This is a genomic window from Hymenobacter telluris (assembly GCF_017313265.1).
GTDB lineage: Bacteria > Bacteroidota > Bacteroidia > Cytophagales > Hymenobacteraceae > Hymenobacter > Hymenobacter telluris.
The window spans coordinates 57,175-65,037 of sequence record NZ_JAFLQZ010000024.1; the positions used below are offsets into that span (position 1 = coordinate 57,175).

Sequence of the window (7,863 nt, forward strand, 5' to 3'; positions counted from 1 at the left end):
TAGCCCCCACCTTATATACAAGTGTCGGGTTTAGCCGAAAACCGCTCGTTCTGGTTGGGCAAATATAAGTTATGATAAGTAAAGGTTATCATAACTTATATCTCAAGCTGACTGGATGGTTCCTTTCGGGACCATAAGGAACACGTATTCTTTCCGCTGCTCCTCTGTACTCTAATAAGAGACGACTGATGCGCTCGCGCTAACTGTCGAATTGAAGCCTATAGCTTTTGCATGGATTCGAGCTTAGCTGGCGATGAAAATAGTCCGCAACCCGCACTTGCTGGAACAATGCATTTTGTACTACGACTGCGCATCCGCCTCGGGGAAATCTAGCAGTTCTCGTAGCGGCACCTGTAGCGCACGCGCAATGCTCGTCAACACATCCAAGCTAGCACATAAGTGGGCGGTCTCCACCCGTTGAATCGTGGGTCGGCTCAAATCAGCTTCGTCGGCCAGCGCTTGTTGGCTCAGCCCCTTCTGCAACCGCAAAGCGCGTAAGTGCACGCCAAAGGCGCGGATAGTGGCCGGATTTTTCACTAACCCGAAGGACAGCGGACCGGCCCCGAGTATTCGTATCGTATACGATACATTTTACTAACGTAACCCCTTATGTTTGCTGTACAGGGCCAGTGGGTTCCCTTTTAGTAAAGTCGAGGCCTACATTTCAAAATCAAGCTGGTGAATGTGCACCTCGTTTGGTTTTGGCTCGCTTCTAATTAAACGAACTTACTGACTCTACTTTCCTAACCTAGCTCTATTTGCTACCAAGGACAGTACGAGAATGGCAAGTAAGCGCTACATAAAGGCTGAATTGGCGCCTGGCCAAGTGCTACAAAAATGACGAATCCACCTAACGCAACTGCCATGATCCCGGACCCTACCGCCGACGAGACGAGCCTTCTCGCACTCCAAAACAAGGCTTTGCTCAACGACGGCTATTCATTTTTGCCGCTGCACATACGGCTGTTTGTCTTCTTGCTGGCCCAAATCGACTATGACAACTTAGAGCGGAATCAGTTTTTTGTTCCTACTGCCCTGTTGCTTCCGGGCCAAAGCGAGGACATTGTCCACGGCGATAGCTCTGCCCGAGCCCTTGACCAGATGTGCCGGGACGTCATCGGCATTAAGTTGCACGTTGAAACGTTTAGGGATGTACGCGGCCAGCGGCGGCGCAAGGTCAAGCCTGTAGTCACCTACATGAATCTGATAAGTGTTGCCGCCTTCGACGGCGGGCTAGGCGGCGTGCTAGTCAAGTTCACGAAGGATATAATGCCGTATCTGTTGCAGCTGCACCAAGGGGGTAACTACCCCTTAGCTGATCTGGATGAGCTGCTCCGATTAGGTCCTACCGACGCCCAGCCTCTCTTTGAATTGCTGCAGGAGTTTGGCCACTTCAGCCACCCCAAGATTGACCTAGACCAACTTGCAAGGCTACTCAAGCGTGCGCAGCCCAAGCAGCATACGAAGCTTCAGCAAACGCTGGAGGAAGTGCAACCGACTGCTCTCCCCTTTGTCTACGAGCAGTACCAAGAAAAGCAATTGAGTGAGCGCTTTAGAGTGATGTTCCCTGATAAGACCAGCAGAAAGAAGGTACTCTTCTTGGAAGACTACATGTCTTAAGGATACACCAGCGCCAGCACATCATTGGTAAAGCTTATCAACCGGCTGATCTGATGAGAAGGTAGCTACTGGTTGGGAACGAGTGGATACTCATCTCTCAACCAGTAGTACAAAACAAGGATGTTACAGTAAAAATCCGCGATTCTTACTGGTTTATAATAGCACAAAGGGTCCCTGATACAGGCGGAATACTATTATGTACTGGCTGATAACCAAGCATTTAACCCTCTACCCAGATCGCTGGAAAGGTACTGTTTAGTATTACCATTGTTGCCGCCGTTATATTCTCACTCAGCTCAGCACCTACATATCTAGCCACTGGCAGGCAACACAAGTGAACTTCATGCGCTTCTACACTCAATTCCCACCCCAATTTTGTAGGCATATCAGCACTTTTGAATTAAGCAATTCATTATCAGCATTTTAAGTTAAAAAGGGGAATTAATCAAGTATGGGAAAAAGGGCTTTATCAGCTTGTGAACAGAATAAAGGCGGGGCACATGCCCCAATTTTGTAGGCATATCAACTGTATTCTTTTCTCTGAAAATTGCTGTAACTAACTTGAAAAAGCACTTTTCAGCACTTTTCTCTCCATATGCCTACAAAATTGGGGGCATTCCGGCGTTAGTGGATTACTTATCGTTTGCAAACCTGTTGAGAATTGTTAATTTTTTAGAAAAAACTGCTTCAAACTAGTAGTTTACTTTCTTTAAAGAAGTTTATAGTAGTTTACACCCTCTATAATATATTGTATTACAGTTAGTTACGGTGTCATATGCCTACTGAATTGGGGCCATATGCCTACTGAATTGGGGCCATATGCCTACTGAATTGGGGCCATATGCCTACTGAATTGGGAGAAAAATGGCAAAATGTGCCTACTGAATTGGGGTCATATGCCTACTGCTGCAATATCATGTAGGCATATAAGGCGGCTACTGCTATATTTGGTAAATTCAGTCGCCAATCACTTTGTTATGTCTGTTCTCACTACATCGCCTGTGCATCCATTAGTAGTGCAGCACAATGCTTTGGTCAATGCACAATTCAGCTTGAGCACGACCGAATCGCGGCTGTTTCTGGCAATGCTAGCGCGTATTTCTCCCCAAGACACAGAGTTTGCAAAGTGCCAAGTAGATATACATGACATCGTGGAGCCCACTAGCAACAATTATGCGCATGTGCGGAAGATGCTAGATAATTTTGGTGGGTGTAAGCTGCGAATCGAGAAGCTAAGCCCTGATGGCCGCCGCCGCCAAAAGCGTACGTTCACCGTTATTCCGCTGGTAGAGTATGCAGAGTACCGCGAAGGGGGAGGCTTGGTTGAGGCGCGGTTCAACAGGCAACTCCTCCCCTACCTGCTTGAACTGCGGGATAACTTTACCAAAGCGCAGCTAGCTGATTTAATCAAGCTAAAAAGCCCTAGCTCTTTTCGCATTTACTGGCTGTTACGCGAGTACGCTTCCTTTGGCAAACGCACTGTACCCCTGGAAGAACTAAAGGCTATTCTTGGTCTAGTGGAGGAATATGACCGTTTCAACAACTTCCGGGTTCGAGTCCTAGACCGAGCGCAGAAAGAACTAGCAGATACGGACACCGCCTTTACCTACAAAACTATTAAAAGCGGCCGCGAAGTTATCGCTATTGAATTTCGATTTCAGCATCGCTTGGAGGTTGATACCGACGCGCCACCGCTGGTGGAGTGGGAAGAGGCCGTGCTGGCCACGGGGATAACCCTAAGTAGCCTACCCCAGATTAAGAGTCGGCTAGCCGCCGGCGATTATGATTTGGGTTACGTGCGCTACGTACTGGATACGGTGAAAAGCCAGGTCCAAGCCGGAAAGGTTAAGCGCGAAGGTGGGGCCGTATTCAAGGCCTTAATTGATGGCTACTTACTATCGGCCTACCATAAAGAGCAGCAGCGTCATAATTCACTCCAGGCAAAGTCTAAGCCAAAGCCCAAGAATACCCCTGCCGTGGCTACCCAGCTCAGAAGGCTCAACAGCGAACTGGAAGATGCTCACAATAGTCTAAACTTTGTGCAAACAGCCGTTATCTACACGGATGAAACCCGAATCACTGCACTAAGGGAAGTGCAGAAGCATATTGCACAGCTAGAGCAGCAGCGCCAGCAACTTACAGCATAACACTGCCTGGTGGAATCCTGTCAAGGCAGTTATCTCCTGATTCTTTGGCAAGCTTCTCGACTAGCGCCAGTAGTGTCAACTCAATGATATTACGCAGTAGTACCAAGTTAATGTGGAGTTGACTTTTGACGCGTAGGCTGGTAACTACACTATCCATAAGGTAAGCCTGCGCCCGTACCGTAGGAGAGCAGAGATATACACCTCGCCCATTTACTGCCCGTCATGCAGTAAATGGGCGAGGTGTGATTATAGGAACTATTGGCTCTCATCGACTAAAGCACACACCTCTGGATCTTGAGGCAACAACTCACTGCTCGCATCAAGTAAAAATTAACCTTTGGGTAGCGGGCGAACAGTAGGGATACCGACTATCAATTCCAGCACTAGCCGTACCTGCGCCAACACATCGGTGCTTATCAGCAACTGGCTGTGCAACTCCTACGGATGATGACGTAGAGCCAGGATGAAGAGTTGGTACTTGCTACCGAGAATACCGTAAAGCCTAGTGGGGTGTTGTTAAACAAATAGGGGAAAACCTCCGACTCGGCAGCGAATTAGCTTAGATGCTATTGATAAGGTTCAAAAGCATCGTAAGAGTAACAAAGGATAATATTTTTACACGCCCCTTAAAGCCATCGAAAAAGAACGTTTAGGCCATCGCTCACGCTGTTATATCTAGCATTTGATTGCTTAATACTTTTGCCAACCAGGCATAACGCCCAATGCACCAGCCGTTAGCACAGAGGCATGTCCACGACAATTCCCACGTTTCCGCTAAGCGTACTGGCGGCCTACGCCGCCACGCCCGCCGGGGTCCTACTACTGGCGCGAGAGCCGGCTACGCTGCCAGTGCCTTGTTTTCAGCCTTTCCGCAGCAGTTATTACACGCTCGGACTATGCCTACAGGGCTGTGCAGAACTTCAGGTAAATCTTGAAACGTACCGAGTAGAACCAGGCTCTCTGCTGGTAGTGCCCGCGCACTGCATCAAGCAGTGGCGCTGTAGGTCGGCGGACTTTGCGTCGCTGGACGTCCTATTCACTGCCGATTTTCTACCCCCCGCAGGTGGGTGGCAACCCGTTCCGTTCGCCTACTTCAACAGTACGGGTCCGCACCTGCTTCCGTTACAGTCCGGGCTGTACGACCGCTTACAGGTGGCGTTCGAGCAATTGTACCGCAGCTATCAAGAGCCGCACCGACACCGCACAGGATTGTTGCAGAGCAAACTGCAGGTCCTGCTCTACGAAACGGATGCAGCCTACACTACTTCCGTAGACGCCGCGACAACTGGCCTACCTCGGGCCCAAGTGATTGCTAGGCAATTTAAACAACTAGTGCACACCCACTGTCGCGTTGAGCGTCACTTGGCCTTCTACGCTAGCCAGTTGTGCATCACGCCCAAACACCTGACTGAAACCGTTCGGGTGGTCACTGGGCGAGGTGCCGCGTCGTTGATTGCCGAGGCGGTGACGTTGGAAGCACGGCTGCTGCTGCATAACCCCGCCCTGACTGTGGCGCAGGTGGCCGATCAACTGAGTTTTGCTGACCAATCCGCTTTCGGGCGCTACTTCCGCCATACGGTTGGCCTCTCGCCCAGTGCCTACCGGCAGCAGCTCTAAGCCGGTGCTCCGTTGTTTTCCGACTTTTTGCCGAATACTGCCGAGCATAAGCCCTCGCCACGCGTTCGGCCGCGCGGCAATTTTGTGAGGTGAAACGACAACAGGCGTTGCGTTTCCAAGCCGTCTCACAAAATAACGCTTATGGCTAACATTCTCCATCTCACCGCCAGCCCGCGCGGCGCGGCTTCACACTCCCGGCAGATTTCCAGCGAATTTGTCCAAGCCTGGCTTCAGGCGCATCCCGGCGACACGGTAACGGTTCGCGACATTGGCCGTCAGGATATTCCCCATCTCACCGAAGAGCTCATCGGCGCGTTCTATATGCCCGCCGAGCACCGGACGTCTGCCCAACGCGAACTGCTGAAACTCTCGGACGAGTTGGTCGACGAACTGCAGGCTGCCAACCTGTACGTCTTTGGCATCCCGATGTACAATTTCAGCGTACCTGCCGTCTTTAAAGCCTATATCGACCTGATTGTGCGCATTGGCCTCACGGTGACCTCCAACTGGGAAGGCCAGTTGAAGGATAAAAAGGCCATCATTGTTACCGCACGAGGTGGCGGCGGCTATGGAGTGGGTGAATCCCGCGCAGCCTACAACTTTGAGGACCCGTACCTACGGACGGTTATGAGCTTGATTGGCGTCACCGACCAAACCTTTATCCACGTTACTCACACGTCAGATGACTTGGAGGCGCCCAAGTCTCTGGCAGCGGCCCGCGCCCAGATTAACCAACTTGTCGAGGCACAGCAAGAACAGTTTCATAGACTGGCTCGCTAGTCGAACGATTTGCCGAGCGGATGCAAGTTTCTATTCCCTTCAGGGATAAGCTGCAGGAGTCAAATAGGGTGTTGTTAAACAAATAGGACAAACCCTCTGAGTCGAAAAGAATCGGTTTTCGCTGCTTTTACGGCGCATTTGTGTCTTATCAATAGCCTCTAAGCTGATTCGCTGCCGAGTCGAAGGTTTTCCCCTATTTGTTTAACAACACCCTCTCAGGGTAGTTACCTCTTGATTGTTTTGTAGACTTCTTGACTAGTGCCAGTAGTATCAACTCAATGATATTACGCAGCAGAACCGAGTTAATGTGGAGTTGACTTTTGACGTGCAGTCCAGTAACTACAATACCCAGGAGATGAGCCTGCGTCCGTATGAGAGCAGTGGTACGTAGCTCGCCTGTCTACTGCCCGTCATACAGTGGTAACGAGTAGTGATTCTAGAAACTATTGGCTCTTATTGAGGTGGTCTAGTTAAGCCGCACAGAAACAGGACGTATATTTCCTGAGTCATGAGCACAAAAAGCAGCAAGTCCACGCCGGATAGACGGCGCAAATACGACGACGCTTTCAAAGCCGAGGCCCTGCGCCTGGCGTCAGAAAGTCGGAGCACGCAGGCCGCCGCCCAGCAGTTGGGCATCAGCCCCAAGCTACTTTATCGCTGGCAGCAGGCCCAACTCGTGGCCGAAGTGGGCAGCGTCGAGGTGGCCCGTGACCCGGAAGTACGGCAGCTGCGCGCCCAGCTCAAGCGGGCCGAGCAGGAGTTGGATATTTTAAAAAAAGCCTTGGTCATCTTCAGCCAGCCGACCCGGTGAGCACCTATCAGTACATTGCCCAACGGCGGGCCCAGGTGCCGGTGCGGCAGCTCTGCCAGGTGTTGCGCGTAGGGCCGAGCGCGTACTATGCGTGGCAACGGAGCCAGGTGCCGGCCTCCGAGCCCGCCTGGCAAGTAGCCGTGCGCAAGGAGTTTAGCTGGCATTCGGCGCGCTACGGCACCCGCCGCTTGCGGGCGGAGTTGCACGCCCAAGGCCATATAGTGGGCCGCTGGCGCATCCGGCGCACGTTGGCAACCGCCGGACTGCGGGCCCAACAGCCCCGTTCGTTTGTGCCCCGCACCACCGACTCCGACCCGAACGTGCGCGCCGCGCCCAACCGGTTGCTGGGCCAACCCGCGCCCACGGCGCCTAACCAAGTCTGGGTGGGCGACATCACCTACCTGCCCAAACAAGGTGGGGGCTGGCTCTACCTGGCCACCTGGCTCGACCGCTACTCGCGTAAAGTGGTGGGGTGGGACGTGCGCGAGTCCATGCCCGAAGACTTGGTCAGCGAGGCCCTGCGCCGGGCCTTAGCCGTACGTCAACCGCCCGCCGGACTCCTCATCCATTCCGATCAGGGTAGCCAATACTCGGCTACTAATTTTAAGGCCTTAGTCGCTCGTCACGAGGCCGTGCAGAGCATGAGCCGGCGGGGCAACTGTTACGACAACGCCCACGCCGAATCCTTTTGGAGCCGACTCAAAACCGAATTACTCGACGGCGGCCGCTTCCGCAACCTGAGCGAAGCCCGGCTGGAAATCAGCCACTACATCGCCTATTATAATGCCGAACGGCGGCATTCCGCCCTCGGCTATCTCGCCCCCAATCACTTCGAAACCAACTTTCAAACTGCGTCCCAACTCTGTGCGGCTTAGCTAGACCACCTCA

7 protein-coding genes and 1 pseudogene are annotated in these 7,863 nt (G+C 52.3%); 7 read left to right on the forward strand and 1 reads right to left on the reverse strand.

All coding sequences use genetic code 11. The annotated features are described in order from the left end of the window. Positions 1-300: 300 nt before the first annotated feature. Positions 301-537 carry a helix-turn-helix domain-containing protein gene (locus J0X19_RS25295; RefSeq protein ID WP_394369135.1) on the reverse strand — a complete coding sequence of 79 codons (237 nt, stop codon included), beginning with the start codon at positions 535-537 and terminating at the stop codon, positions 301-303. 327 nt (positions 538-864) lie between these two features. Between J0X19_RS25295 and J0X19_RS22930 the strand changes: the two genes are divergently transcribed. The 7 genes and pseudogenes from J0X19_RS22930 (at position 865) to J0X19_RS22955 (ending at position 7,850) form a co-directional block, all read left to right on the forward strand. Further along, on the forward strand, positions 865-1,620 hold the full coding sequence (locus J0X19_RS22930) for a replication initiation protein (protein ID WP_206986749.1): 756 nt from the start codon (positions 865-867) through the stop codon (positions 1,618-1,620). A gap of 977 nt (positions 1,621-2,597) precedes the next feature. Next, a complete protein-coding gene (locus J0X19_RS22935; RefSeq protein ID WP_206986750.1) occupies positions 2,598-3,767 on the forward strand; it encodes a replication initiation protein in 1,170 nt (389 codons plus the stop codon). A 747-nt stretch (positions 3,768-4,514) separates the two neighbouring features. Further along, a pseudogene (locus J0X19_RS25300) lies at positions 4,515-4,994 on the forward strand (AraC family ligand binding domain-containing protein); the annotation flags it as partial. Between the two features lie 135 nt (positions 4,995-5,129). Then, positions 5,130-5,384 carry a helix-turn-helix domain-containing protein gene (locus J0X19_RS24920; RefSeq protein WP_242583245.1) on the forward strand — a complete coding sequence of 85 codons (255 nt, stop codon included), beginning with the start codon at positions 5,130-5,132 and terminating at the stop codon, positions 5,382-5,384. A gap of 141 nt (positions 5,385-5,525) precedes the next feature. Continuing rightward, complete coding sequence (locus J0X19_RS22945; RefSeq protein WP_206986752.1) at positions 5,526-6,164, forward strand: FMN-dependent NADH-azoreductase; 639 nt, start codon at positions 5,526-5,528, stop codon at positions 6,162-6,164. A 508-nt stretch (positions 6,165-6,672) separates the two neighbouring features. Continuing rightward, complete coding sequence (locus J0X19_RS22950) at positions 6,673-6,975, forward strand: transposase (protein ID WP_206986753.1); 303 nt, start codon at positions 6,673-6,675, stop codon at positions 6,973-6,975. Further along, positions 6,972-7,850 (forward strand): IS3 family transposase, encoded by an 879-nt coding sequence (locus J0X19_RS22955; protein ID WP_206986758.1) that lies wholly within the window; start codon positions 6,972-6,974, stop codon positions 7,848-7,850. The genes J0X19_RS22950 and J0X19_RS22955 overlap by 4 nt, the downstream gene beginning before the upstream one ends. Positions 7,851-7,863 lie beyond the last annotated feature (13 nt).